The 26,448-nt window shown below is 63.2% G+C and carries 25 protein-coding genes; 6 read left to right on the top strand and 19 right to left on the bottom strand.

Annotated features, from left to right (window positions below; genetic code table 11):
* Positions 1-579 carry a hypothetical protein gene (locus tag EN807_RS05405; protein ID WP_246684013.1) on the bottom strand — a complete coding sequence of 193 codons (579 nt, stop codon included), beginning with the start codon at positions 577-579 and terminating at the stop codon, positions 1-3.
* A 106-nt stretch (positions 580-685) separates the two neighbouring features.
* On the opposite strand from EN807_RS05405, the gene EN807_RS05400 reads away from it, so the two are divergent.
* Complete coding sequence (locus EN807_RS05400; RefSeq protein WP_135934161.1) at positions 686-2,995, top strand: glycogen debranching N-terminal domain-containing protein; 2,310 nt, start codon at positions 686-688, stop codon at positions 2,993-2,995.
* Positions 2,996-3,138: 143 nt separating this feature from the next.
* The gene (locus tag EN807_RS05395) at positions 3,139-3,450 is read left to right on the top strand and encodes a hypothetical protein (RefSeq protein ID WP_127318825.1); all 312 of its coding nucleotides are present in this window, start codon (positions 3,139-3,141) and stop codon (positions 3,448-3,450) included.
* Between the two features lie 71 nt (positions 3,451-3,521).
* Here the strand turns inward: EN807_RS05395 and leuC are convergent, their stop codons facing one another.
* The 5 genes from leuC to rplS all read right to left on the bottom strand — a co-directional run bounded on the left by leuC (position 3,522) and on the right by rplS (position 8,453).
* Entirely contained in the window at positions 3,522-4,931 is a 1,410-nt protein-coding gene (gene leuC, locus EN807_RS05390; protein ID WP_135934160.1) for a 3-isopropylmalate dehydratase large subunit, read from the bottom strand.
* Between the two features lie 260 nt (positions 4,932-5,191).
* Positions 5,192-5,827 (bottom strand): class I SAM-dependent methyltransferase, encoded by a 636-nt coding sequence (locus tag EN807_RS05380; protein WP_135934159.1) that lies wholly within the window; start codon positions 5,825-5,827, stop codon positions 5,192-5,194.
* 53 nt (positions 5,828-5,880) lie between these two features.
* Positions 5,881-6,696 carry an amino acid ABC transporter permease gene (locus tag EN807_RS05375; RefSeq protein WP_127318821.1) on the bottom strand — a complete coding sequence of 272 codons (816 nt, stop codon included), beginning with the start codon at positions 6,694-6,696 and terminating at the stop codon, positions 5,881-5,883.
* Positions 6,697-6,851: 155 nt separating this feature from the next.
* Complete coding sequence (locus EN807_RS05370) at positions 6,852-7,649, bottom strand: transporter substrate-binding domain-containing protein (protein ID WP_029349350.1); 798 nt, start codon at positions 7,647-7,649, stop codon at positions 6,852-6,854.
* Positions 7,650-7,913: 264 nt separating this feature from the next.
* On the bottom strand, positions 7,914-8,453 hold the full coding sequence (gene rplS / locus EN807_RS05365; protein ID WP_135934158.1) for a 50S ribosomal protein L19: 540 nt from the start codon (positions 8,451-8,453) through the stop codon (positions 7,914-7,916).
* 316 nt (positions 8,454-8,769) lie between these two features.
* On the opposite strand from rplS, the gene EN807_RS05355 reads away from it, so the two are divergent.
* Positions 8,770-9,522 carry a sulfite exporter TauE/SafE family protein gene (locus tag EN807_RS05355; protein WP_135934156.1) on the top strand — a complete coding sequence of 251 codons (753 nt, stop codon included), beginning with the start codon at positions 8,770-8,772 and terminating at the stop codon, positions 9,520-9,522.
* Here EN807_RS05355 and trmD read toward each other — a convergent pair.
* Positions 9,504-10,202, bottom strand: coding sequence for a tRNA (guanosine(37)-N1)-methyltransferase TrmD (gene trmD / locus EN807_RS05350; protein ID WP_135934155.1), 699 nt, complete (start codon positions 10,200-10,202; stop codon positions 9,504-9,506). The two genes, EN807_RS05355 and trmD, sit on opposite strands and share 19 nt — an antisense overlap.
* Positions 10,199-10,798 carry a ribosome maturation factor RimM gene (rimM, locus tag EN807_RS05345; RefSeq protein WP_135934154.1) on the bottom strand — a complete coding sequence of 200 codons (600 nt, stop codon included), beginning with the start codon at positions 10,796-10,798 and terminating at the stop codon, positions 10,199-10,201. The genes trmD and rimM overlap by 4 nt, the downstream gene beginning before the upstream one ends.
* 128 nt (positions 10,799-10,926) lie before the next feature.
* On the opposite strand from rimM, the gene EN807_RS05340 reads away from it, so the two are divergent.
* Both EN807_RS05340 and EN807_RS05335 read left to right on the top strand, forming a co-directional pair.
* Positions 10,927-11,865: a tyrosine recombinase XerC gene (locus EN807_RS05340; RefSeq protein WP_135934153.1), complete on the top strand. Its 939-nt coding sequence runs from the start codon at positions 10,927-10,929 to the stop codon at positions 11,863-11,865.
* A gap of 115 nt (positions 11,866-11,980) precedes the next feature.
* The gene (locus EN807_RS05335) at positions 11,981-13,048 is read left to right on the top strand and encodes a TraB/GumN family protein (RefSeq protein WP_135934152.1); all 1,068 of its coding nucleotides are present in this window, start codon (positions 11,981-11,983) and stop codon (positions 13,046-13,048) included.
* Positions 13,049-13,416: 368 nt separating this feature from the next.
* Here EN807_RS05335 and EN807_RS35415 read toward each other — a convergent pair whose 3' ends face one another.
* From EN807_RS35415 to mdh, 10 genes are all read right to left on the bottom strand, one after another.
* Positions 13,417-13,650: a hypothetical protein gene (locus EN807_RS35415; protein WP_189522354.1), complete on the bottom strand. Its 234-nt coding sequence runs from the start codon at positions 13,648-13,650 to the stop codon at positions 13,417-13,419.
* A gap of 106 nt (positions 13,651-13,756) precedes the next feature.
* Entirely contained in the window at positions 13,757-15,163 is a 1,407-nt protein-coding gene (gene lpdA / locus EN807_RS05325; RefSeq protein WP_135934150.1) for a dihydrolipoyl dehydrogenase, read from the bottom strand.
* Between the two features lie 39 nt (positions 15,164-15,202).
* Complete coding sequence (locus tag EN807_RS05320) at positions 15,203-15,958, bottom strand: SDR family oxidoreductase (RefSeq protein WP_135934149.1); 756 nt, start codon at positions 15,956-15,958, stop codon at positions 15,203-15,205.
* The gene (locus tag EN807_RS05315; RefSeq protein ID WP_246684012.1) at positions 15,955-16,443 is read right to left on the bottom strand and encodes a hypothetical protein; all 489 of its coding nucleotides are present in this window, start codon (positions 16,441-16,443) and stop codon (positions 15,955-15,957) included. Before EN807_RS05315 ends, EN807_RS05320 begins: the two co-directional genes overlap by 4 nt.
* A gap of 68 nt (positions 16,444-16,511) precedes the next feature.
* Positions 16,512-17,813, bottom strand: a complete 1,302-nt coding sequence (gene odhB / locus EN807_RS05310) for a 2-oxoglutarate dehydrogenase complex dihydrolipoyllysine-residue succinyltransferase (RefSeq protein ID WP_135934148.1) — start codon at positions 17,811-17,813, stop codon at positions 16,512-16,514.
* 50 nt (positions 17,814-17,863) lie between these two features.
* Complete coding sequence (locus tag EN807_RS05305; RefSeq protein WP_135934147.1) at positions 17,864-20,851, bottom strand: 2-oxoglutarate dehydrogenase E1 component; 2,988 nt, start codon at positions 20,849-20,851, stop codon at positions 17,864-17,866.
* Positions 20,852-20,989: 138 nt separating this feature from the next.
* Positions 20,990-21,892, bottom strand: a complete 903-nt coding sequence (sucD, locus tag EN807_RS05300) for a succinate--CoA ligase subunit alpha (RefSeq protein ID WP_135934146.1) — start codon at positions 21,890-21,892, stop codon at positions 20,990-20,992.
* A 54-nt stretch (positions 21,893-21,946) separates the two neighbouring features.
* Entirely contained in the window at positions 21,947-22,318 is a 372-nt protein-coding gene (locus EN807_RS05295) for a cupin domain-containing protein (protein ID WP_135934145.1), read from the bottom strand.
* Positions 22,319-22,322: 4 nt separating this feature from the next.
* Complete coding sequence (gene sucC, locus EN807_RS05290; protein ID WP_128341084.1) at positions 22,323-23,516, bottom strand: ADP-forming succinate--CoA ligase subunit beta; 1,194 nt, start codon at positions 23,514-23,516, stop codon at positions 22,323-22,325.
* A gap of 47 nt (positions 23,517-23,563) precedes the next feature.
* On the bottom strand, positions 23,564-24,532 hold the full coding sequence (gene mdh / locus EN807_RS05285) for a malate dehydrogenase (RefSeq protein ID WP_135934144.1): 969 nt from the start codon (positions 24,530-24,532) through the stop codon (positions 23,564-23,566).
* A gap of 239 nt (positions 24,533-24,771) precedes the next feature.
* On the opposite strand from mdh, the gene EN807_RS05280 reads away from it, so the two are divergent.
* Positions 24,772-25,200, top strand: coding sequence for a GNAT family N-acetyltransferase (locus EN807_RS05280; protein WP_135934143.1), 429 nt, complete (start codon positions 24,772-24,774; stop codon positions 25,198-25,200).
* On the opposite strand, the gene zapE is transcribed toward EN807_RS05280, so the two are convergent.
* Entirely contained in the window at positions 25,197-26,399 is a 1,203-nt protein-coding gene (gene zapE / locus EN807_RS05275; protein WP_135934142.1) for a cell division protein ZapE, read from the bottom strand. The genes EN807_RS05280 and zapE overlap by 4 nt on opposite strands.
* Positions 26,400-26,448 lie beyond the last annotated feature (49 nt).

Below are 26,448 nucleotides of genomic sequence, written 5' to 3'. Positions count from 1 at the left end.
CTAAACCGCTGGTCCTTCGAGCCCGCTTCTCTCGTGCGATTTCCACAGGTACCAGCCGAGGACGGTACCGAAGAAGAATGTGTGGGCAATGAACTGCACGACCGGGCTTGCTTGCAGAAACCAGGGGAATGCGATCGGCGCGATCACATAGAAATTGACGAGCCACAAGGCGAGGCCAAAGACGCTGCCGAGACCAATGAAGGCTGCTCGCCCTCGCAGCATTGCGGCAATCTCCCCGAACACGATCCCATAGACGATGGCCAGGATCAAATGCACGATCACGCCAGCGATGCTGGCCGTCAGGAGCGGGTAGGCGGGATCGAGAGCTTCCGGTCCAAGCGCGATGGCGCCGATCATGCGCAGGGGCATGAAGAACGCTTCCGCCCCCATCATGAACGCACTCGCCGTCATTTCGAACGCCGCAAAGACGAGGCCTGCGACAATGCCCGCAACGGCCCCCTGCTGGAGACCCCATCGGATGTCGCGCGGCGTCATCGGCGTGTGGATGTAATCACGGAAAGCCATAACACTGCTCCCTGTTCTGGACGCAGACTCATCCGCAAAATCAATGCCGGGCACGCGTCGGCGGTTCCGGGCGTCCGGTACAATTCACGGGGATTTGATCGAAGTTGGTGTTTCTCAAGCCTAGCGGGCGCTACATGCAGAGCGTGCGGAGCCAAACGGTATGCCTGCTGAATCGCCCGACCACAGCCTGGTCCGCCTGCGCGTACGGCCGGAAACGATCTATGTGAGCAAAGGCCGAACGGTGCTGGCGACCGGACGCGACGGTTTTTTCGACAACGGTTCCGATCAAGGCCTGTTTGTCCACCAGACGCGGCTCCTTTCTCGCTACCGTTATCTGATCAACGGCCGTCCGCCGTACCCTGTCTCGGTTTCCAACGTGGCTCAGCACTCCTGGCTTGGCTACTACATCGCTCCGGTTCCGAAGGCCGCCAAGCGGCGCCCGACCATTTCCGAGACTGCGCAGGAGTCCATCGAGCTGCGCCTGTCGCGCTATGTCGGCGAGGGCCTGCACGAGGATGTCGATCTGGTGAATTTCACGCAGGAAAAAGTCCAGTTCGTGCTCGAGCTTGATCTGGACACCGATTTCGCCGACCAGGACGAAACGCACGGTAACCGCAGACAGAGCGGCCGGCAGACCTGCAAGTGGATGGAAGGTGAAGAGCTTTCCGAGCTGACCTTCGAATATCACGCGCACCATGGCTATGATCATCAAAATGAGAAGGGAACTGCGTCAATCCGGCGAGGTGTCAGGATCCGCTTCTCGAACGCCAGCATGCCACCCCGATACAGGAACGGGCGCATCGCCTTCGATGTCGGCCTTGCTCCTCATGAGCGCTGGCATTGCTGCATCGACATCATTCCGGTGATGGAAGGTCGGGATCTCCTTTCGAGCTATCGGTGCCGGTCCTTTTCGCCGCAGGCCAATGACTATGATCGCCGCACGCAACGTTTTCTGAGCGATGCGCCGCGTTTTTCCAGCCCCGAAAGCAGGACACTGGCGAACGTGGTGATCGGAGCGCTCGAGCAGGCCAAGCGGGATTTGGACGCTTTGCGCCTGTACGATCTCGATTGCGCGGAGCGAGCATGGACGACGGCAGCCGGGCTGCCGGTCTATATTGCGCTGTTCGGCCGCGATACGCTCACAGTTGCCTGGGAGGCTGCGCCGGTTACGACCGATATCATGCGCGGAACCTTGCCCGTGCTCGCCGGATTGCAGGGGAAAGAGATCAACGACTGGCGCGACGAACAGCCGGGCCGCATGCTGCATGAAGCCCATACCGGCCCGCTCGCCAGTCTCAACTACACGCCCAAAGCACGGTACTACGGATCGATCACGACCTCCGGCTTCTATCCTTTCGTGGCGGCGCAGCTATGGCACTGGACAGGCGACAAGAATCTCGTACGCCCATACGTCGACCCTGCGATTGCGGCTCTCAAATGGCTCGATGCGTTCTGCGATCACGACAAGGATGGCTTCTGCGAATACAAAACGCGTTCGGAACTCGGGCTCGAGAACCAAGCCTGGAAGGACTCGAGCGACGCAATCGTCTACGAAGATGGCTCCCAGGTGCCGAAGCCAATCGCGACCTGCGAGGAGCAGGGAATTGTCTACGCCGCCAAAATGAATCTCGCCGAGGTCTTATGGTGGTTCGATCGCGGAGATGAAGCAAAGTACCTGTACGAAAGCGCGAAGGAACTCAAGAAGCGGTTCAGCGAAGCCTTCTGGATGGAGAGCGAGGGTTTCTTCGCGATGGCGCTCGACCCCGATAGACGCCAGGTCAGCTCGATCGGCTCCAACGCCCTGCACTGCGTCGCAACCGGCATCGCCGACACAGCGCTGGTGCCGCGCACGTTGAAGCGGCTGTTTACCGAAGACATGTTCACCGGCTGGGGCGTGCGAACCCTTTCGTCACAACATCCGGCCTTCAATCCCTACTCCTATCACCGTGGCACCGTCTGGCCCGTCGAGCACGGTCCGTTTGCCATTGGTGCTTATCGATATGGATGCCATGACTATGTCGAGCGGGTATGCCGTTCGCAGTTCGAAACCGCTGCGCTTTTCGACTTTTTTCGCTTGCCGGAGTGTATTGCCGGGCACCAGCGCGATCAGGATCATCCATTTCCAGCGGTCTATCCGGCCGCCAATTCGCCGCAGGCGTGGTCGACGACCACCGTCTACACGCTCCTTCAGGCGCTGCTGGGCCTGCAGCCCTTCGCGCCACTCCGGATGCTGTTCGTCGATCCTCATCTGCCGGCCTGGCTGCCCGAGATCACGATCTCGGATCTCCGTGTCGCAAATGCGATCGTCACCATCCGATTTTTTCGCAAATCGAATGGAAGCAGCGATTACAAGGTGCTGGAAAAACGTGGCTGGCTGCACGTGGTTCGCCAACCCAGCCCCTGGTCGCTTACGGCAAGCTATGGCGAGCGCGCCAAAGACATCCTCATGGGTCTGGCACCAGGCCATTGAAATGGCATTACGATCATCGCGCGGCTCGGCAAAGCTTTCGGGCTTTATCGATCGAATATGCGCAAGGTCACCCATGAAGCTGCTGCACGGAACTTGAAACCGCGGCCCGGCGTTTTCCAGCAGCAATCGATGGAGACGCTTTCATGGCCGATACGATCATGCTGACCGATCACGAGGCAATTCGCTCATGGGCCGCGTCACGTGCCGGATTTCCGGCAATCGTCGACGTGTCGCCCGAAGCAGGGACCCAAGCCATGCTGAGGCTGGTTTTCGGCCAGCATGCCTATCAGGACCAGGACCAGGCCGAACGCCCGGCCAACGCGGGCGGCTACGAACTGGTTGAGTGGGACGAATGGTTCAAGCTTTTCGACGAACGCCAGCTGGCGCTCGTGGTGGCAAAGGATCAACCCGGCCGCCGTGAGCAATTCCACGAATTCGTCAGGCGCCCCGGCTGAAAGAAAGGGCCCGAATCGCGTTGCGGCTCGGGCCTGGCATGCACTCATATATGGACAGTGGAAGCCCTGAGTTATTTCCACTCGCGGATGTCGACGAAATGGCCGGCGATCGCCGCTGCCGCCGCCATGGCCGGCGACACCAGATGGGTGCGGCCCTTGAAGCCCTGACGGCCCTCGAAATTGCGGTTCGAGGTCGAGGCGCAGCGCTCATGCGGCTTCAGCCGATCGTCATTCATGGCAAGGCACATCGAGCAGCCCGGCTCACGCCAGTCGAAGCCGGCGGCGACAAAGATCTTGTCGAGACCCTCGGCCTCCGCCTGCTCCTTGACCAGACCGGAGCCCGGCACGATCATCGCATTGACCCGCGGATTGACCGTCTTGCCCTCGATCACCTTGGCGGCGGCGCGCAGATCCTCGATGCGGCCGTTGGTGCAGGAGCCGATGAAGACGCGGTCGAGCGCGATATCGGTGATCCTGGTGCCCGGCGTCAGGCCCATATAGTCGAGCGCGCGCTGCTTGGAGGTGCGCTTGTTCTCATCAGTGATATCGTCGGGGTTCGGCACGACGCCCTGGACCGAGACGACATCCTCGGGCGAGGAGCCCCAGGACACGATCGGCGGCAATTTCGCCGCGTCGAGCACGACCACCTTGTCGAAATGCGCGCCTTCGTCGGACTGCAGCGTCTTCCAGTAGGCGAGCGCGGCATCCCACGCCTCGCCCTTGGGAGCGCGCGGCTTGTCCTTGACATAGGCGAAGGTCGTCTCGTCAGGCGCGATCAGACCGGCCCGGGCGCCGCCCTCGATCGACATATTGCAGATGGTCATGCGGCCTTCCATGGACAGCGCGCGGATCGCCTCGCCGGCATATTCGATGACATAGCCGGTGCCGCCTGCAGTGCCGATCTCGCCGATGATCGCCAAAATGATGTCCTTGGCGGTGACGCCCTCCGGCAGTACGCCGTCGACGCGCACCAGCATGTTCTTGGCCTTGCGCTGGATCAGCGTCTGCGTGGCCAGCACATGCTCGACTTCCGAGGTGCCGATGCCGTGCGCCAATGCGCCGAAAGCGCCATGCGTCGAGGTGTGGCTGTCGCCGCAGACGATGGTCATGCCGGGCAGCGTGAAGCCCTGCTCAGGACCGATGATATGGACGATGCCCTGGCGGATATCCTTCTCGGAATAATATTCGACGCCAAAATCCTTGGAGTTCTTGGCCAGCGCCTCGACCTGGATGCGGCTTTCCTCATTCTTGATGCCGAACTTGCGCTCCGGCGAAGTCGACACATTGTGATCGACCACGGCCAGCGTCTTTTCCGGATGCCGGACCTTTCTGCCGGTCATGCGCAGGCCTTCGAAGGCTTGCGGGCTGGTCACTTCATGGACGAGATGACGGTCGATGTAGAGCAGGCAGGTGCCGTCGTCCTGGCGATCGACGACATGGTCGTCGAATATCTTGTCGTAGAGGGTGCGCGGTGCGCTCATGTGCGTAAATCCGTCGATATGAAAATGGGAAAGGACAAGCGCCGGCTAGCCGGCGAACACGGCCTAGCGAAGTCGGCTGGTCAGAGCGCCGGAAACGCGCGCCGAGAACCGCGACGGCAGGCGTTTTCTGTCCTGCAGCACGAAGCCCTTGTAGGCCGGATCGCCAAAAAGCTGTTCCATGGCGTGGCTCATACCAATGTTTTGGGTTTTCGGCAATCGCGGCTGCCCTCGCAGAACCTGGGTTCCTCGCAAACCGGTGCTCAAACCACCTCGAACACGAAGGTCTTCACCAGCGCCTCGGGCTCGGCAATCGCATAGCAGCGGAACCACGGGCTTTCCTCGACCGGCCGCCATTTTTCGTCGTGCTCCAGTTCGGCAAAGACATCACGAAAACCGCCGCTCTCGAACACCTGGTCGCGAACGGTGAAGATGGCGTGGCCACCCTTTTTCGTGATGCGCACCAGTTCATACAGGCCGGACGCCGGCGCGTGGCTGATGGTGAACACGCCGGTCGAGAAGAAGGCGCGGAAATACCCGTCCGGCCAAGGCAGCGGACCGCCAAGCATCGCCTGCTTCAGCTCGCTGTAGGCCTGGCGGCCGCCGGCGATTTTCAGCATGTCCTCCGACAGGTCGAGCCCGGCGATGTCCCGATAGCCGAGCGCCTTGAGCGACGGTCCCGACAGACCGGTGCCGCAGCCGGCGTCGAGCAGCGGCCCCTCGCCTGATGGCACATGGCGCGCCACCCAGGCGGCGATCAGGAACGGCAGGAGATAGCCGAGCGAGGCGGTTTCGCTGTCATAGGTCGCAGCCCATGCAGCATAGGCCCCGGCAAGTGCTTCCGGCGTATCGGCCGTATAGACGGAATCCAGTGCCGCGTTGGCTTTGTCGACGTTCATGGATCAATTCCTCTGGGACCGCACAGGTCAATCGTAGCGCCTTCGCCTGCCGGCTATTCCTCATGCTGGCGGCGCAGCCGCTTCTCCAGCGCCCGCAAGGCCAGCGACAGGCCGACCGTCAGGATAAGATAAATATAGGCGACGATCGAATAGGTTTCGAAGAAGCGGAACGAGCCGGCGGCGTAGATCTTGCCCATCTGGGTGATGTCGGCGACGCCGAGCACCGAGACCAGCGAGGAATCCTTGACCATGGCGACGAAATCATTGCCGAGCGGCGGCAGGATGGTTCGGATCGCCTGCGGAAAGACGATCAGCCGGAAACGCTGCGTGCGGGTCAGCCCGAGCGCCTTCGCGGCCTCGATCTGCCCCTTCTCGACTGCCTGGATGCCGGCGCGGAAGACCTCCGAGATGAACGCGGAGTAGCCGATGGTCAGCGCCATGATGGCGCGCCACAGCAACGACACGTCGCGCACCAGCAGTTCTCCGAAGAGACCCGCATTTTGCAATGGCGCGGTCAGCGCGTTCCACGCCGCAACGAAGGCCGGCGCCCCGGCGAAGGCGATCCAGAACAACAGCACCAGCATCGGCACGCCGCGGATGATCTCGACATAGAAGCGAGCGATCTGGCGCAGCCAGCGCGATCCCGACAGGCCCATCAGCGCAATGCCGAGCCCGATTGCCGAGGCCAGCGCGAAGGCGACCATCGTGACGAACACGGTGATGCCGATGCCCTTGGCCACGGTCGCGAAAACCTGGGCATAGAGCTCGCTTGCGGCGATGAAGATAGCGGCTGCCACGGCGAGTGCCGCCGCCACGGCAAGCCACCACGGGAAGTCTGATTTGGCGGAGGCTGGAGGTGCCGGCGGCATCAAGCGATACCAGTGACGGAGCCACGAAGGCTGCGTTCTGTCCCACCCCCCTTTGTCCTGCCGGACTGTCCGGCAGGACAGTGGGGGGTGTGAAGAAATGAAATCCGTGGGTGTTTCAGAACACGATCGTCGCTCAACGCACCTAGCAAGAGAGACTACTGCCCCATCTTGTAGTCGAGGAACCATTTCTTGTTGAGCGCGTCGAGCGTGCCGTCGGCCTTCAGTGCGGCGATGGCCGCATTGACCGGTTTCACCAGATCCGAGCCCTTGGGGAAGATGAAGCCGAAATCCTCGGTGCCGAGCGGTCCGCCGATCAGCTTCAGCCCGCCATTGGACGCCTCGACATAGCCCTTGCCGGCAGTGCCGTCGGTCAGCACGACATCGACGTCGCCGGTCTTCAGCGCCTGCACCGTCGCGCCGAACGTCTCGAACAGTTTTATGCGCGGGTTCTGCTCATTGCCGTCGAGCACGCTGTAGACGGCGGTGTAGAACGGCGTCGTGCCGGCCTGTGCGCCGATCAGCCCATCCTTGAAGGCGCCGAACGTCTTGGCGTCGGTGAAGCGCTTCTCATCGCCACGCACCAGCATGAATTGTTCCGAGCGCATGTAGGGGTCGGAGAAATCGACCTTCTGCTTGCGGTCGTCCTTGATGGTGATGCCGGTCATCCCGATGTTGTACTGATTGTCGGAAACCGCCTGGATCATCGCGTCCCAAGAGGTATTCTGGTATTCGACCTGGAAATTCAGCCGCTTGGCAATCTCGTTCATCGCGTCATATTCCCAGCCGATCTGCTTGCCGGTCTTGGCATCGATGAACTGCAGCGGCGGATAGGCGTTTTCCGTCACAACCACCACCTTCTTGCCGCCGAGATCGGGCAGCGCCTGCGCCAAGGCGGCCACGGGCGCAAGAATCAGAGCCAACAGACCGGCTAACAGCAGTTTCGATTTGGTCATGGTACACCCCGAGAATTTGAACGGCCTCGACATTGTCGAGGCTTGCAGGAAATCCGGCGCCGACTTTAGCTTTCCGCAGGCGCCTTGCAAGCCGGTCCGATGCGCCATTCCATCCGAAAATGGATTCCGATGCTTTCAACGCCGAGATTACGAAACGATCCGTTTCGATTGCGCACCGATGCGGCCCGGCAAGATCGAATTCATCCCGCGAAACAAAAAGGCGGCCGAAGCCGCCTTTCCGAAATCATCGGTTTTGAAGACGCCTTATTCGGCGGCGGCTGCTTCCGCAGCCTTGGCGGCCTCGTCGGCGGCCTTCTTCTCGGCGGCGTCCTGCGCCGCCTTCTCGGCGGCCAGCGCCTGGGCGGCGGCCACCTTCTCGGCCTCGATGCGGGCCTTCTCGGCGTTCAACGCATCGCGCTCCTCGTCGTTCAGCTTGCGGGCGCGCACGCCGGTGTTTTCGGAAATGCGGGCCGACTTGCCGCGGCGATCGCGCAGGTAGTAGAGCTTGGCGCGGCGCACCTTGCCGCGGCGCACGATCTCGACGCCTTCGACCATCGGCGAAAAGACCGGGAACACGCGCTCCACGCCTTCGCCGTAGGAAATCTTGCGAACGGTGAAATTCTCCTGGAAACCGGCGCCGGCGCGGGCGATGACAACGCCCTCATAAGCCTGGACGCGGGTGCGGGTGCCTTCGGTCACGCGGACCTGGACACGCACGGTATCGCCGGGCTGGAATTCGGGAAGCTTGCGCTTGGCTTCGATCTTGGCGGCCTGTTCGGCCTCGAGCTGACGGAGGATATCCATCTCTACAAATCCACTTCTTGTTCTTCCGACAGTCAGAGCGTCCGGCACTCGCCTTGCAGTTCCATCGACCGCTCGGCTATGCCCTTTGTCGCGAGACATCGGGCAGGGGCGACTACACCGCCATTGTTGACGGGTCCGGCAGATTGTTCTTCCGGTTCGGCGCGCACATACAGCTATTTCGACGCTTTGTCACGCCTTCGCCGTGTCTTTTTTGGTCGTCGGCCGACATTGCAATCTTTCAGCGCAAGGGGTTGCGTCGAAGTCCCAAGCTTTCTAAGCCGGGTAAAACGTGACTTCTCCGGCGGCAATACCCTCCATGCCAGTTCTCGATGCGGTCCTGCTCTTTTTTGCGGGCTTTCTCTCAGGTGCCGTCAATGCGATAGCCGGCGGCGGCACGTTCATCACCTTCGGCGCCATGACGCTGGTCGGCTTGCCGCCGATCGTCGCCAACGCCACCTCGTCGGTGACACAGTTTCCCGGCTACATCACCTCGACACTCGCCTATTGGGTCGACATCAAGCATTTCTGGCGCACAGCGTTGCTGCTCGGCGTCATATCGGCTTTCGGCGCCTTGGCCGGTGCGCTCATCCTTTTGGCGCTCGACAATCCGTCATTCCGCGTCCTGGTGCCATGGCTGCTGCTGGCGGCAACCGCGCTGTTCGCCGCCGGGCCGTGGCTGAAGCCGGCGCCCAAGCCGGGGCATGAGGCCGCAGTGGGTTCGCTGGTCGGTTCCCTGGCGCAATTCGCCACCGCAGTCTATGGCGGATTCTTCGGCGCTGGCATGGGCGTCATGATGCTGGCGACGCTCGGCCTCACCCAGCCCGGCGACTATCACCGCCTGAACGCTCTGAAGAACACGCTAGCCGTGGTCATCGCAGCGATAGCCATCCTGGTCTTCGTCTCCGGCGGCGTGATCGCCTGGCCGCAGGCGATCATCATGATACCCGGCGGCGCGCTGGGCGGCTATGCCGGCGTCTGGATCGCCAAGCGCGTGCCGCAAATTGCCGTGCGCGGCTTCGTCGTCGGGGTCGGCGTGTTCCTGGCTTTTTACTACTTCGCCAAGGGGTGAGCGGCCAGCAGGTCCGGCCGCCTTTCCCTGGTCAGCCTTTCCGACTCGGCACGCCGCCACGCCGCGATCTTCTTGTGATTGCCGGAGACCAGCACTTCGGGGATCTGCCGGCCCTCGAATTCCTGCGGCCGCGTGTAGTGCGGGTGTTCGAGCAGGCCGCTTTCAAAGCTCTCTTCATCGCCTGACACCGCATTGCCCATCACGCCGGGCAACAGCCGCACCACGGCGTCGAGCAGCACAAGGGCTGCCGGCTCGCCGCCGGAGAGGATGAAGTCGCCGACCGAGACCTCTTCCAGCCCACGCGCGTCAATCACCCGCTGGTCAACGCCTTCGAAGCGTCCGCAGACGATGACGACACCCGGCCCGGCGGCCAGTTCACGCACGCGGGCCTGCGTCAGCGGCTTGCCACGCGGGCTCATCAGCAGGCGCGGGCGCGGATCACCCTCCGGCGAGGCGTGGTCGATGGCGCTGGCCAGCACATCGGCGCGCATCACCATGCCGGCGCCGCCGCCGGCCGGCGTATCGTCGACGGTGCGATGGCGGTCGCTGGCGAAATCGCGGATCTGGATCGCTTCCAGCGACCATGTGCCTGATACCAGCGCCCGGCCGGCCAGCGACAGGCCGAGCGCGCCGGGAAACATCTCGGGATAGAGCGTCAGCACCGAGGCGGAAAAACTCACCGGTTTCCCCCGGCGTCCTTGGGCCCGCGCGGCCTGCCCTTCGGGTCGAAACCGTCGCTGCCGGATTCGTCGCCCTCTTCGTCATCGGTCAGGCCCGCCGCCGCCGGATCGATACGGACGAAGCCGTCTTTGATCGACACCTCAGGCACGGCGGCCTGCGTGAACGGGATCAGCACGCCTTTGCGCCCCGCCAGCGTCACGTCGAGAATGTCGCCGCCGCCGAAATTATGCACGGCGACGACCTTGCCGATGTCAGCACCGGTATCGTCCCGGACCGCCAGCCCGACGAGATCGGCATGATAGAATTCGTCCTCTTCGCCGTCGTCAGGCAGCATCGAGCGGTCGACGAACAATTCCGTGCCGGCGAGCGCCTCGGCGGCATTGCGGTCGCTGATGCCCTTGAAACGCACCACCACGACGTTGTTGGCCGGCCTGATGTCGACGATCTGGAAGGCGCGGCCGTCCCTGGCATAGAGCGGCCCGTAGTCGGCCAGCGCCAGCGGATCGCCGGTGAAGGTCTTCACGCGCAATTCGCCCTTGATGCCGTGGGCGGCGCCGATCACGGCCATCTGGACGGGGTTTTGCGGTTTGGTCATCGGAAAAATCCTTTGCCTTGCTCTAGCTCCACCCTCTTGTCATTTCAATGACGCGGCTCTTCACGGCTTCCTAACCTGGCTGCCGGAAGATGGCCCAGAATGGAAGAACGGCATATCGGAAGAGCGCAATGCAGGAATTCCTCATCCCGGCCAAACCAGACCTTCAGGCGGCCCGCGAAAGCTGGCTGAAGATGCTGGCGCGCGAGCGCCGGCTGTCGCCGGAAACCGTGGAAGCCTATGAGCGCGACACGCGCCAGTTCCTGCACTTCCTGACCGGCCATTGCGGCGGTTCGCCCGGCATTTCGGACATCGCCGATCTGCGCCCGGCCGATCTGCGCGGCTTTCTCGCCGCACGCCGCGCCGGAGGCGCCGGCGCCCGCACGCTCGGACGCGGGCTCGCCGGCATCCGCTCGCTGCTGCGCTTTCTGGAGCGGCGCGGCCTCGTCAATGCGGCCGGTGCTGCGGCACTGCGCGCGCCACGGCAGCCGAAGTCGCTGCCCAAGCCGCTGACGGCAAGCGATGCGAAACACGTCGTTTCGGTGGAGGGCCAGCTGGCGGAGGAACCGTGGATCGCTGCCCGCAACGGCGCCGTGCTGACGCTGCTCTACGGCTCGGGCCTGCGCATTTCCGAGGCGCTCGGCCTGTCCGGCGCCGATCTGTCGTCGCCTGATGAAACGGTGCTGCGCGTCACCGGCAAGGGCGGCAAGACGCGGCTGGTGCCGGTGCTGCCGGTGGCGCTTCGGGTGATCGCCGAATACCGCCGGCTTTGCCCCTATCATCTCGACCCGAAGGGCCTGCTGTTTCGCGGCGCCCGCGGCGGTCCGCTCAACCCGGCCATCGTCCAGCGCGACATGGCCAGGCTGCGCTCGGCACTCAATCTGCCCGACACCGCCACGCCGCACGCCTTGCGCCATTCCTTCGCCACACATCTGCTTGGACGCGGCGGCGACCTGCGCACTATCCAGGAACTTTTGGGCCACGCCAGCTTGTCGACGACACAAATCTACACCGGCGTCGACACCGCGAGGCTGCTCGAAATCTATGAAGCGGCCCATCCGCGGGCCTAACCGACGCATGATTTCGCAAAGTTGCAGCCAAAATATGAGCCGTGGAGCCATGTCCAAGACAATTTTGCTGCACCGGTTAACCGTTTCGCCGTTCTTTGTCTCTAAAAAGCGGACCATGAAACGCGTCATTGCCATCGCCGACCGCACGGCCCTTGCCTCGTTGAGGCTGCTAGTGGCGCTCAACATCCTGTTTTTTCTCTCTTTCCTCATCATCGCGCTGCTCGCCGCCGGCAAGGCGCGCGCCGAAACCCCGGCCTGCGCCGGCGCCGACATGCTGTCGGCCTTGCAGAAGGACGACCCGGCCACCTACCGCAAGATCGAGACCGAAGCGGCCGCTACCCCGAACGGCAAGGGCCTGTTGTGGAAACTGGAAAAGGCGGGCGAAAGCCCGTCCTTCCTGTTCGGCACCATGCATATGTCCGACCCGCGCGTGACCACGCTGCCGCCCGCCGCGCAAAAGGCCTTTGACGCCGCCGACACTATCGTCATCGAGACCACGGAGGTGCTCGATCAGCAGAAGATGATGGCGGCGTTCCTGAAAGAGCCGGAACTGATGATGTTCACCGACAGCACCACGCTGTCCTCGCTGCTGTCGCCGGACGATGCGGCGGCGGTGAACAAGGCGCTCGACTCGCGCGGCATCCCGCCGGCGAGTGTCGCCAAGATGAAACCGTGGATGCTGTCGACCATGGTCGCGCTCCCGGCCTGTGAACTGGCCCGCCAGGCCGGCGGCACGCCGGTGCTCGACATCAAGCTTGCGCAGGATGCCAAAGCGTCAGGCAAGGCCGTCGATGGGTTGGAGACCATCGCCGACCAGCTTCGCGCCATGGCCTCGCTGCCGCTCGCGTTTCACACGAAGGGCCTCGTCGACACACTGAAGCTCGGCAACAGGGTGAACGACGTCAACGAAACCATGATCGTGCTTTACCAGCGCGGCGACACCGGCATGCTCTGGCCGCTGTTTCGTGCCGTCCTTCCCGGCGACGAAGACGATTCGGCGGGCTATGCCGCCTTCGAGGAAACCATGATCACCAGCCGCAACAAGGTGATGATCGACCATGCCGGGCCGATCCTCGCCAAGGGCAATGCGTTCATGGCGGTCGGCGCCCTGCACCTCCCGGGCGCGGAAGGTCTGGTCGAGGATTTCCGCAAGGCAGGCTACACCGTCACTGCCGTCGACTGAGTTGCACGGTTGAGTTGCGAATCCGGCAAGACGTGATTCGGAGCGATGCCTTTCCCGAATCACCGAAAGCTTGTCTCAGGATAGGAAGGTCGACAGGTTTATTTTGGCTCGATTACTGCGAATTTTGCGAGTAAAGTGCGTGCGGACGAACGATTCCCGGCGAAGATTGCCCTGTTTTCGGCGTTTTCGACCCTAGCGTGAAACCTGTTCGGCGATTGCGCGTTGATGTGCGTTGATTGATACCTTTTATCCCACGGAGGACACTTTTATGGCGAATCCAAACGACCCGTACACCACTCCGACACCCCCTCCCAGGTCTGGTGGCGGCACCACCGGCTGGCTGATTGCCCTGGTTGTCGTTATTCTGGCTATTGTCGCATACTATGTTTTTGGAAGAAGCGACGAAGCGCCAGCGCCTGCTGAACCGCCGGCCGCCACGACGCCGGCCCCGGCGCCAGCGCCCGCGGAACCGACGCCTGCTCCGGCAGAGCCTGCGCCAGCCCCGGCACCCGCAGAGCCTGCGCCAGCCCCGGCACCCGCAGAGCCTGCCCCAGCACCTGCTCCGGCGCCTGCAGAGCCGGCGCCTGCTCCAGCGCCCGCACCAGCCCCGCAGTGATCGGCTGCTGATTCCAAATACGAACGGCCCGCTGAAAAGCGGGCCGTTTTGCTTTGAGCCGCCGGATGGCTGCCGGAGTAGCTTGGGAAGGCCTACATGTGGATCGGCTTGAAGAAGGTCGCCAGTGCCGCTTCCTTCACCGCTTCCGACATCGTCGGATGGGCGTGGCAGGTGCGGGCAAGATCTTCCGACGAGCCGCCGAACTCCATCAGCACCGCCGCCTCGTGGATCATCTCGCCGGCGCCGAAACCGACGATGTGGACGCCGAGCACGCGGTCGCTCTGCTTGTCGGCCAGGATCTTCACGAAGCCGTCGGTGTGCAGCATGGCCCGCGCCCGGCCATTGGCGCTGAACGGAAACTTGCCGGCCTTGTAGTCGATGCCGGCCTTCTTCAGCTCTTCCTCGGTCCTGCCGACTGAGGCGATTTCCGGACTGGTGTAGACGACGTTCGGGATCACCTCGTAGTTCACATGGCCGGCCTGGCCGGCAATGGTCTCGGCCACCGCCACGCCTTCGTCCTCGGCCTTGTGGGCGAGCATCGGCCCGGCGATGACGTCGCCGATGGCGTAGACACCGGGCACATTGGTCTTGCGATGGCCGTCCGTCCTGACCCGGCCGCCCTCGTCGACCTCGACGCCGGCCTCCTTCAACCCGAGACTGTCCGAATAGGCCCGGCGTCCCGTCGCGATCAGCACCGCATCCGCCTCGATGGTCTCGGCAGCACCGCCCTTGACCGGCTCGAAAGTGACTGTGGCACCCTTCTTGGTCCTGGCGACGCCAGTCACCTTGGCGCCGAGCCTGAATTCGATGCCTTGCTTGGACAACATGCGCTGGAACTGCTTGGCGACCTCGCCGTCCATGCCGCCCAGGATGGTGTCGAGGAACTCGACGACAGTCACCTTGGCGCCGAGCCGCGCCCATACCGAGCCAAGCTCCAGCCCGATGACGCCGCCGCCGACCACCACCAGATGGCCCGGCACCTTGTCCAGCGACAGCGCGCCGGTCGAGGAAATGATCACCTTCTCGTCGATATCGACCTTGACGCCCGGAATGCCCGCGACATCCGAGCCGGTGGCGATGACGATGTTCTTGGTCTCGATCTCCTCGACCTTGCCGTCCTCGCCGGTCACCGACACCTTGCCGTTGGACAAGACTTTGCCGATGCCGCGAAAGCTGTCGATCTTGTTCTTCTTGAACAGGAAGGCGACGCCGTTGACGTTGGACGCCACCGTCGCGTCCTTGTGCGCCATCATCTTTGTCAGATTGAGCTTCGGCGCGCCGATTTCGACGCCGAGTGTATCGAAGGAGTGGCCGGCCTCGGCGAATATCTCGGAGGCATGCAGCAGCGCCTTGGACGGGATGCAGCCGATGTTGAGGCAGGTGCCGCCGAAGGTCGCGTTCTTCTCGACCACCGCCGTCTTCAGGCCGAGCTGTGCCGCCTTGATGGCGCAGACATAGCCGCCCGGTCCCGATCCGATGATAACGACGTCATAAGCCATGATACTGTCCTTCTCGCCTTTCGGATTCGCCACTGCCGCTCAGCGGCCGCCGCTCACATTCAGGATCGCGCCCGTCGTATAGGACGCTGCATCGGATAGAAGAAAGAGGACCGCTCGCGCAACCTCATCTGACGTGCCCGCCCTCTTCATCGGCAGCATGTCCTGGAACCGCGCGACCCGGTCCGGCTGACCTCCGGAGGCATGGATTTCGGTATCGATGATGCCCGGCCGCACCGCGTTGACGCGCACGCCTTCGGTCGCCACCTCGCGGGCAAGTCCGCCAGTGAAGGTATCGATCGCGCCCTTGGACGCGGCATAGTCGACATATTCGCCCGCCGAACCATGCACCGATGCGGCAGACGAGATGTTGACGATCGCGCCGCCCCTGCCGCCGTAGCTGGTCGACATGCGCCTGACCGCCTCGCGCGCGCAAAGGAAGGGCCCGACGACATTGATGCGCATCATGCGCTCCAGCCGCGCAACGCTCATCTCGTCGACGCGCGCCTTGACGTCGACGACGCCGGCATTGTTGACAAGGGCGTCGAGCCGGCCGTAGGCGCGGTCCACTGCCTCGAACATGGCCACGACATCAGCCTCAACGCCGACATCGCCCTTGACCGCCAAAGCCTCGCCGCCTGCGGCCGCTATTTCAGCGACCAGTGCGTCGGCGGCGCTTTGGTTCGTCGCGTAATTGACCGCGACGCGGTAGCCGGCCTTGGCTGCCAGCCGGCAGATGGCGGCGCCGATGCCGCGGCCGCCGCCGGTCACCAGCAGCACTTTTTTGGCCGCGCTCATTCCTGACAACCCTTCAATGAGAAAACATCCCAAGGCACCTTCGAAAACCCGTTGGCGCCATAGGCCGCCGACATCTGCAGCGACGGCCCGAGGTCGGGAAAGATCAGGGTCTTCGGCGCGTCCGCGCCTTCGGCCGGCAGTAGGGCTATGTTGCCGTTGTCGTCAGCACTGTAGACGACCCCCTCCCACAATGTGCAGGCGGCGAGTTCGTCGCCGGTGACGTCGCCTGTCGGGCATTTGTACATCAGCGAACCACGCGGCCGCGCCACGCCTTCCGTCCACATGACGATGCCGTCGAGCACGACGCCGTTGTCGAGCACCATCTTGAACGTGTTGGTGACAACGGCCGATCCCCCGGTCGGCCTGAAATCGATGCCGGCTTCGCTTTCGGCATCGCCATAGACGGCGAGCTCGAGCGGACAGGCGGCAAAGGCTGCCGATCCCGTCTGCACAACGCCGGCCGCGAGCACAGCTGCGAAAAACAATCCGGAGCGCAAACGAGAGGAGCTAATTCGGTGGCGCAGATCCATTCTCCGGCTCACCTCAACCTACCTTACAGATCGAGCACCAGCCGCTCCGGATCCTCCAGGCTTTCCTTGACGCGGACCAGGAAGGTCACCGCTTCCTTGCCATCGACGATGCGGTGATCGTAGGAGAGCGCCAGGTACATCATCGGCCGGATCACGATCTGGCCGCCGACCACCACCGGCCGCTCCTGGATCTTGTGCATGCCCAGGATGCCCGACTGCGGCGCGTTGAGGATCGGCGTCGACATCAGCGACCCGTAAACGCCGCCGTTAGAAATCGTAAACGTGCCGCCCTGCATATCTGCCACGGAAAGCTTGCCGTCACGCGCGGCGATGCCCAGCCGGCCGATATCCTTCTCGATCTCGGCTATTCCCATCTGGTCGGCATTGCGCACCACCGGCACGACGAGGCCTTTTTCGGTGCCGACGGCGACGCCGATATGGGCGTAATTCTTGAAGATGATGTCGGTGCCGTCGATTTCGGCATTGACGGAGGGGATTTCCTTCAGCGCATGGGTGACGGCCTTGGTGAAGAAGCCCATGAAGCCCAGCTTCACGCCGTGCTTCTTCTCGAACACATCCTTGTATTTGGTCCTGAGCGCCATCACCGCGCTCATGTCCACCTCGTTGAAGGTGGTCAGCATGGCGGCGGTCGACTGCGCTTCCTTGAGGCGGCGCGCGATGGTCTGCCGCAGCTTGGTCATGCGCACGCGCTCTTCGCGCGACGCGTCGTCGGCCGAGGACGGCGCACGGGCAGCAACCGGTGCAGGGGCCTTCGGCGTCTCGGCCGGTTGCGACGGCGCGCCCCTGGCGATCGCGTCGAGCACGTCGCCCTTCAGCACCTGGCCGCGCTTGCCGGAGCCCGAGACCTGGTCGACCGCGAGATTGCTCTCGGCCAGCAGCTTCGCCGCCGCCGGCGCCGGCGGCATCGCGCGCGCCTCGATCGGCCCGGCATCGCCGGCGATCTTGGCGGTCTCGGCCGCGGCTTGCTCGACTGTGGATGCGGCGGTCGGCGCCGAGGCTTGCGATACCGCGTCCTGCTTCGTTTCAGGAGTTGACGCCTTCGCGGGTGCTGCCGCTTTTGCCCCGTCGCCCGCCGCAATCATGCCGAGTAAAGCGCCGACCTCGACCGTCTCGCCTTCCTTGACGGCGATCTCGCTGAGCGTTCCTGCGGCCGCGGCCGGCACTTCCACCGTTACCTTGTCGGTTTCGAGCTCGACCAGCGGCTCGTCGGTGGCGATCGCGTCGCCCACCTTCTTGAACCATTTGCCGATGGTCGCCTCGGTGACGGATTCGCCAAGAGTGGGGACGCGGATTTCGGTAGCCATTGTGCCTGTCCGTTTTTCTGTCGGTTCTGTTCTATTCGCCGAGCTCTGTTCTATTCACCGAGCGCGTCTTCGAGCAAGGCGGCAAGCTGGGCGAGATGCTTCGACATCAAGCCGGTGGCCGGCGACGCAGCGGCCGGCCTGCCGGTATAGCGCACCCGCTGATGCTTGGCGTCGATATGCGCCAGCACCCATTCCAGATACGGATCGATGAACGACCAGGCGCCCATATTCTTGGGCTCCTCCTGGCACCACACCATCTCGGCGTTGCGGAAGCGTGACAGCTCGGTGATCAGCGCCTTGGCCGGGAACGGATAGAGCTGTTCGACGCGCAGCAGGTAGATGTCGTTGATGCCGCGCTTCTCGCGCTCCTCGTAGAGGTCGTAATAGACCTTGCCCGAGCAGAGCACCACACGGCGGATCTTCGAATCCTTGGTGAGCTTGATCGCCTGGCCGGGGAGCTGCTGGGCATCGTCCCACAACAGCCGGTGGAAGGCGCTTTCGCCCGACATCTCCGGCAGCGTCGACACCGCCCGCTTGTGGCGCAGCAGCGACTTCGGCGTCATCAGGATCAGCGGCTTGCGGAAATCCCGCTTCAACTGCCGGCGCAGGATGTGGAAGTAGTTGGCCGGCGTCGTGCAGTAGGCCACTTGCATGTTGTCTTCGGCGCAAAGCTGCAGGAAGCGCTCGAGCCTGGCCGACGAATGTTCCGGCCCCTGGCCTTCATAGCCATGCGGCAGCAGGCAGACGAGGCCCGACATTCTGAGCCACTTGCGCTCGCCCGACGAGATGAACTGGTCGAACACCACCTGGGCGCCATTGGCGAAATCGCCGAACTGGGCTTCCCAAAGCGTCAGCGCCTTCGGCTCGGCCAGGCTGTAGCCGTATTCGAAGCCGAGCACGGCCTCTTCCGACAGCATCGAGTTGATGACCTCGAAGCCGGCTTGCGCCGCCGACAGATTGTTGAGCGGGATGTAGCGTGTCTCGTCGCGCTGGTCGTAGAGCACGGAGTGGCGTTGCGAGAACGTGCCGCGCTCCGAATCCTGTCCCGACAGCCGGACCGGATTGCCGTCGAGCAGGATGGCGCCGAAAGCCAGCGCCTCGGCCGTCGACCAGTCGATGCCTTCGCCCGACTCGATCGCCTGGCGGCGGTTCTCGAGAAACCGCATGATCGTCTTGTGCGCCGCGAAATCCTTCGGCACCTCGGTCAGCTTCTTGCCGATCTCCTTCAGCGTCTTGACGGGTACCGCGGTCTTGCCGCGCCGCTGTTCGTCCTGGTTGTCGGCCGTGCGCAGGCCCGACCAGGCGCCATCCAGCCAGTCGGCCTTGTTTGGCTTGTAATGCTGGCCGACCTCGAATTCCTGCTCGAGATGTGCCCGCCAGTCCGCCTTCATCTTGTCGAATTCGGCCTGGGTGAGGTGGCCCTCGGCGATCAGCCGGTCGGCATAGATCTGCACCGTCGTCTTGTGGCTGCGGATGTTGCTGTACATGATCGGCTGGGTGAAGGCCGGCTCGTCGCCCTCATTGTGGCCGAAGCGGCGGTAGCAGAACATGTCGACCACGACAGGCTTGTGGAACTTCATGCGGAATTCGATTGCCACCTTGGTGGCATGGACGACGGCTTCCGGATCGTCGCCGTTGACGTGGAAGATCGGCGCCTCGATCATCTTGGCCACATCCGACGGATAGGGCGACGAGCGCGAGAAGCGCGGATTGGTGGTGAAGCCGATCTGGTTGTTGATGATGAAATGCAGTGTGCCGGCGACGCGGTGGCCGCGCAACCCCGACAAGCCGAGGATTTCGGCAATCACGCCCTGGCCGGCAAAGGCGGCGTCGCCGTGCAGGAGCAGCGGCAGCACCTTGGCGCGCTCTTCCAGCGGCACGATCTCCTCGCGGCTGCGGCCGAACAGGGAGTCCTGCTTGGCCCGCGCCTTGCCCATCACCACCGGATCGACGATTTCCAGATGCGAGGGATTGGCGGTCAGCGACAGGTGCACCTTGTTGCCGTCGAACTCGCGGTCCGACGAAGCACCGAGATGGTACTTCACGTCGCCCGAGCCCTCGACCTCATCGGGTGCGGCCGAGCCGCCCTTGAATTCGTGGAAGATGGCGCGGTGCGGCTTGGCCATCACCTGGGAGAGCACGTTCAGCCGGCCGCGATGCGCCATGCCGAGCACGATCTCCTTCATGCCGAGCTGGCCGCCGCGCTTGACGATCTGCTCCAGCGCCGGGATCAGCGCTTCTGCGCCGTCGAGGCCGAAGCGCTTGGTGCCCTTGTACTTGACGTCGATGAACTGCTCGAACCCTTCGGCCTCGACCAGCTTCTGCAGGATCGCCCTCTTGCCGGCAGCGGTGAAGGAGATCTCCTTGTCGGTGCCCTCGATGCGCGCCTGGATCCAGGCCTTCTCCTCGGGATCGGAAATATGCATGAACTCGACGCCGAGCGTCGAGCAATAGGTGCGGGTCAATATGTCCAGCATCTGCCGGATGGTGCCGAATTCGAGGCCGAGCACATTGTCGAGGAAGATCGGGCGATCGAAATCGGCGGCGGTGAAGCCGTAATTTTCCGGCGACAGCTCGTTGTAATCCTCAAGCGGCTTGGCGATGCCGAGCGGATCGAGATTGGCGTGCAGGTGGCCACGCATGCGGTAGGCGCGGATCATCATGATGGCGCGCACGGAATCGCGCGTCGCCTGATGCACGTCGGCGTCGGAAAGGGCGACGCCGTTCATCACCGCCTTGTGCTGGACCTTCTTCTCGATGTGCTTTTCGACGATGCCCCAATCGCCGTCGAGCGCCGACACCAATTCGCCATTGGCCTGCAGCGGCCATGAGGGCCTGGCCCATGAGGCGCCCTTGGCATTCTTGCGGACATCGCCGGCGTCGTCCTTCAGCGCCGCGAAGAAATCCCGCCATTCGGGATCGACCGAAGAGGGATCGTCCTCATAGGCGGCGTAGAGCGCGTCGATATAATCGGCATTGCCGCCATAGAGGAAAGAGGTAAGCGAAAATTGGTCGTTGGCCTGATCTTGTCTTGCCATTTTTTCCGCGGAGCCTGGCTCCGTCTCCTTTTCCGAAGGGGAGTAAGGGAATAGGGGAGTAGGGCAGTATGGAAAGTGGCAATCGTCGCCACTCGTTCCGTTCTTCCTATTCCCCTACTCCCATACTGCCCTACTCCCTTAACCCTTAATTGCTTCGACCAGCGTCGTGCCGAGCCGGGCCGGCGACGGCGAAACTTTTATTCCAGCCGATTCCATCGCCGCGATCTTGTCCTCGGCGCCGCCCTTGCCACCGGAAATGACCGCGCCGGCATGACCCATGGTGCGGCCGGCCGGCGCCGTGCGCCCGGCGATGAAACCGGCCATCGGCTTCCTGCGGCCACGCCTGGCTTCGTCCTTAAGGAACTGCGCGGCGTCTTCCTCGGCCGAGCCGCCGATCTCGCCGATCATGATGATCGACTGGGTCTCGTCGTCGGCGAGGAACATCTCCAGCACGTCGATGAACTCCGTGCCTTTGACGGGGTCGCCACCGATGCCGACGGCGGTGGTCTGGCCGAGGCCGACATTGGTGGTCTGGAACACTGCCTCATAGGTAAGCGTTCCCGAGCGGGAAACAACGCCGACCGAGCCCTTGCGGAAGATGTTGCCGGGCATGATGCCGATCTTGCATTCGTTGGGGGTCAGGACGCCGGGGCAGTTGGGACCGATGAGCCGCGATGTCGAGCGGTCGAGCCTCGCCTTAACCTTGATCATGTCGATCACCGGGATGCCCTCGGTGATGCAGATGATCAGCGGAATCTCGGCTTCGATCGCTTCCAGGATCGCCTCTGCGGCGCCCGCCGGCGGCACATAGACAACGGAAGCATTGGCACCGGTCGTTGCCTTGCCTTCGGCAACCGTGGAAAAGATCGGCAGGCTCTCGCCCTTGGCGCCGGTCCACGTCTCGCCACCCTTCTTGGGGTGGATGCCGCCGACCATTTTTGTCCCGTGATAGGCCAGCGCCTGCTCCGTATGGAACGTGCCGGTCTTGCCGGTCAGGCCCTGCACGAGGACCTTGGTGTTCTTGTCGACGAGAATGGACATGGTGGTCCTTTTTACAAACCGTTGATGGAGGAAGGCTGCGCGGTCATCGTCAGGTCAGAGCCGCTTGAGATCGGCGACGGTGAGGTCGCTTTTGGCGTTGCCGGTGTTGAGCGTCGTCGCCAGCTCGAACATCAGCACCACCGGCTCCTCGCTCAGCGAGCGCGGCCGGTGCTCGACGGCACGCGGCACGACGATGAACTCGCCGCTGCCAAGTTCCACCGTGCCGTCGCGGAAATCGATGGCGATGCGGCCGCGCAGCACCAGGAACGCTTCGTCCTCATTGTCATGCGCGTGCCAGTCGAAGACATCGCCGAACTTGGCGATCTTGACCTGGGCGTCGTTGACGTCGCCGGCGATATGCGGATCGAAGACCTTTTTGATCTTCTGATCCGCCGCCTCGACCAGATTTATCTTGTGCGGAGGCACCAGATCAGCCCTTCACCGCCGCCACGATCTTCTTGGCCGCGTCGTCGAGGTCGTCGGCCGAGACGACGTTAAGCCCGCTGTCGTTGATGATCTTCTTGCCGAGCTCGGCATTGGTGCCTTCGAGCCGCACCACCAGCGGCACTTGCAGCCCGACTTCCTTAACTGCTGCGATGACGCCCTCGGCGATGATGTCGCACTTCATGATGCCGCCGAAGATGTTGATCAGGATGCCTTTGACCGCCGGATCCTTGGTGATGATCTTGAACGCCGCCGTCACCTTCTCCTTCGACGCACCGCCGCCGACATCGAGGAAGTTTGCGGGTTCGGCGCCATAGAGCTTGATGATGTCCATCGTCGCCATGGCAAGTCCGGCGCCATTGACCATGCAGCCGATATTGCCGTCGAGCGCGACATAGGCGAGGTCGTATTTCGACGCCTCGATCTCCTTCTCGTCCTCCTCGGTGATGTCGCGAAGCTCCATCACGTCGGGATGGCGGAACAGCGCGTTGTTGTCGAACGACACTTTTGCGTCGAGCACGCGGAGCCGGCCATTCTTCATGACGATCAGCGGATTGACCTCGAGCAGGCTCATGTCCTTCTCGACGAAGGCCTTGTAGAGGATCGGGAATAGCGTCTCGCCGTCCTTGGCCGCCTCGCCGTCGAGCTTCAGCGCGCCGTTGAGTTCTTTCAAATCGTCCGCCGTCACACCCTTTTCCGGGTCGATGGTGACGGTGATGATCTTTTCCGGCGTGTCATGGGCGACCGCCTCGATGTCCATGCCGCCCTCGGTCGAGACGACGAACGCGATGCGGCCGACGGAGCGGTCGACCAGCAGCGACAGGTAGAGCTCGCGGTCGATGTCGGCGCCGTCCTCGATGTAGAGGCGGTTGACCTGCTTGCCCGCCGGGCCGGTCTGCTTAGTGACCAGCGTGTGGCCGAGCATCTCGTTGGCGTTGGCAACGACATCGGCCACCGACTTCGCCAGCCTGACACCACCCTTGGCGTCGGGGCCGAGCTCCCTAAACTTGCCTTTGCCGCGGCCGCCGGCATGGATCTGGCTCTTCACCACATAGAGCGGGCCGGGCAGCGCCTTGGCGGCGGCTTCCGCTTCGCTTGCCTCGAACACCGGCACGCCTTCGGCCACCGGTGCGCCAAAGCCCTTCAGCAGCGCCTTGCCCTGATATTCATGGATGTTCATGCGCGTTGTCTCCAGATCAATTTACTGGCGGGTCACTTGGCGGCGGGTCACTTGGCGGCGAGATGCGGAGCGATCTTGACGCAGGCCTCGCACAGGCCCTGCACCGCCGCCACCGAACTGTCGAACATCTTCTGCTCGGGCTTGCTGAGCTCGATCTCGATGATGCGCTCGACGCCGCCGGCGCCGATCACCACCGGCACGCCGACATAGGTGTTCTTGACGCCATACTGGCCGGAGAGATGCGCCGCACAGGGCAGCACGCGCTTCTTGTCCTTGAGATAGGCTTCGGCCATGGCGATCGCCGAGGCGGCCGGTGCGTAGAAGGCCGAGCCGGTCTTGAGCAGGCCGACGATCTCGGCGCCGCCGTCGCGGGTGCGCTGCACGATCTGGTCGAGCTTTTCCTTCGAGGTCCAGCCCATCTTGACGAGGTCGGGCAGCGGGATGCCGGCGACCGTCGAATAGCGGATCATCGGCACCATGGAATCGCCATGGCCGCCGAGCACGAAGGCGGTGACATCCTCGACCGAGACCTTGAATTCCTCGGCCAGGAAATAGCGGAAGCGCGAACTGTCCAGCACCCCGGCCATGCCGACGACATGGCTCTTCGGCAGTCCGGAAAACTTCTGCAGCGCCCAGACCATGGCGTCGAGCGGGTTGGTGATGCAGATGACGAAGGCTTTCGGCGCGTATTTCTTGAGACCCGCGCCAACCTGCTCCATGACCTTCAGGTTGATGCCGAGAAGGTCGTCGCGGCTCATGCCGGGCTTGCGCGGCACGCCGGCGGTGACGATGCAGACGTCGGCGCCCTCGATGCCGGCATAATCGTTGACGCCGGTCAGCCTGGAGTCGAACCCATCGACCGGCGACGATTGCGCGATATCCAGCCCCTTGCCTTGCGGGATGCCCTCGGCGATATCGAACAGCACAACGTCGCCGAGATCCTTGAGGCCGATCATGTGGGCGAGCGTGCCGCCGATCATGCCCGAGCCGATAAGCGCTATCTTGTTGCGTGCCATGTCAGGAGGTTTTCCCTTTAGACTGTGACGGCGCCCAAATCCTTCACGAATTTGATGACGGCGTCGAGGAAGGAGGCCGGAATGCTGCGGGGAAGCCGCAAAGATTTCGCCGCACCCAATAGCCCCGGCGCACAAAACATTCAAACGATTATTTTGGAGTGAGCTTTTTCAATCGGTTAGATCAATTGGGATTTACGTAAACGTCAAAGTTTGTAAGCCGACTTGGGAGATTTTACACAATGGATGTGGAAATCGTAAGGCTCAACCCCGGCGATGACGCCCATGTGATGCGGGCCGCCGAGGAGGTGTTCGATGAACCGGTCAGGCCGGATCGGCTGGCAGCGTATCTCCGCGAGCCCGCCCATTTCATGATCATCGCCGTGGCCGAAGGCATAGTCGTCGGCCAATGCGCAGCCGTCATCCACCGCCACCCGGACAAGGTGAGTGAATTCTACGTCGACGAGGTGGGCGTATCGCCGGCCTTCCAGCGCCAGGGTATAGCGACGAAGATGCTCGACGCCATGTTTGAGCTCGGCCGCGAGCATGGCTGCGAGGAGGCCTGGGTCGGCACTGAGCCGGACAATATTGCGGCCCGCGCGCTTTACGAGGCACGGAAGGAGCCGCATGGATCGGCGGAGGAGTTCGTGATGTATGTTTATCGCCTCTAGGCCTGCGCCTGCCTCGCCTCCACAGGCACCACCTTCCCCCTCTGCCTCCCCGCCCAGTCTTCCAGCCATTCGTGACTCTGCATCTCGATCAGCCGTGACGCGGTGCGCTCGAACTCGAAGACCTCGTTGCCGCGTCTGGCCGTATACAGCTGCGGTGGCGGTGCAGCGGCGCTCACCACCAGCCGCACATTATGGTCGTAGAGCGTATCGATCAGCAGGATGAAGCGCTTGGCCTCGTTGCGCATGCCTTCGCCAAGCACCGGCACATGATCGATGAAGATGGTCGAGAAGCGGTCGGCAATCGCCAGGAAATCGCGGGCACCGAGCGGTTTTTCACAGAGATCGGCAAAGGAAAACCGCGCCGCTTCGCCGGCGGCTCGCGGCACCACGACCTGCCGGCCCTTTACCGTCAATGCCGCCTCGGCTGTCCGCCGGCCACGCGTCATCACTTCCCAGGCCTCGTCGAGGACAGCATCGGCGGCGGCATCGGCGGGTGTGACATACACCGGCAGGCGGCTGAGCTTGTCCAGCCGATAGTCCTTGTCGGCGTCCAGCGCCAGCACCTGCGCATGCCGCTCGAGGATGCCGATGAAGGGCAGGAAAAGCTGGCGGTTCAAGCCGTCGCGGTAGAGATCCTGCGGCGAGACATTGGACGTGGCGACCAGCACGACGCCGTTGGCAAACAGCGCCGAGAACAGCCGGGACAGGATCATCGCATCGGCGATGTCGGTGACGGAAAACTCATCGAAGCACAGCACCCAGGCTTCCTCGGCCAGCGCGCGGGCAACCGGCGCGATCGGGTCGTCTTCCCTGACGGCGCCCTCTTTACGCGCCTGCCGGTGCTTCTGGATGCGATCCTGCACATCGGCCATGAAGTCGTTGAAATGCACACGACGCTTGCGCCTGACCGGCAGCAGCTCGAAGAACATGTCCATCAGCATGGTCTTGCCGCGGCCGACGCCGCCATGGATGTAGAGGCCCTTGACGGCCTCGCGCGTTTCACGCTTGCGGGCGAACAGCCAGCCCAGCGCGCTCGATTTGTGCGCCAGCCGCTTTGCCGAGATCTCATCGATCAGCCGGTCGAGTTCCGCGACGATCCGCTCCTGCGCCGGATCGCGGTCGATCAGGCCGGTATCGACCAGATGGTCGTATCGCTGCCGGACGGTCGCATGGGTCTGAAGGCCGTCACGCAGATGCATCGGTCACGTCGTTCTAGAGCAATTCCAGCAAAAGTGCTTAGCGGTTTTC

This window comes from Mesorhizobium sp. M5C.F.Ca.ET.164.01.1.1 (genome assembly GCF_004792125.1).
Taxonomy (GTDB): Bacteria; Pseudomonadota; Alphaproteobacteria; order Rhizobiales; family Rhizobiaceae; genus Mesorhizobium; species Mesorhizobium wenxiniae.
The sequence above is the reverse complement of the archived record's forward strand: the minus strand, read 5'-3'. Positions and strand labels throughout refer to the sequence as shown.